General features: G+C 58.8%; 1 pseudogene. It reads right to left on the bottom strand.

Annotated elements, in window-relative coordinates:
* Positions 1–354, bottom strand: a pseudogene (locus tag HMPREF2696_RS11035) (RHS repeat protein); the annotation flags it as partial.

Below are 354 nucleotides of genomic sequence, written 5' to 3'. Positions count from 1 at the left end.
CAGTTCGTTGCCGGCGTTGTAGCGGTAGCCGGTCAGCTTATGGTCGAAACCGCTTTCTGCAATCAATCGGTCGAGGATGTCGTAGGCAAAGCGGTAGCGCGCACCGTTTTCATTGGTGAGGCCGACTAGGCGGCGGGCTTTGTCGTAATGGTAGCCGAAGGTATGGCCCAGCGCATTGGTGCGTTGGGTCGGCAGACCGTCCTGGCCGTATTCGTAGGAGGTGGTGTGGCCTTCGCCGTCGGTATGGGTGGTCAAACGACCTGCAGCATCGTAGCCGAAGGTCTCTTTGCTGCCGTCTGGATAGAGGGCGAGGGTGAGGTTTTGATTGGCGTCGTAGTGGTATTCGGTGTGCTG

Source organism: Neisseria sp. HMSC058F07, from assembly GCF_001810035.1.
In the GTDB taxonomy this organism is placed as follows: domain Bacteria; phylum Pseudomonadota; class Gammaproteobacteria; order Burkholderiales; family Neisseriaceae; genus Neisseria; species Neisseria perflava.
The sequence above is the reverse complement of the archived record's forward strand: the minus strand, read 5'-3'. Positions and strand labels throughout refer to the sequence as shown.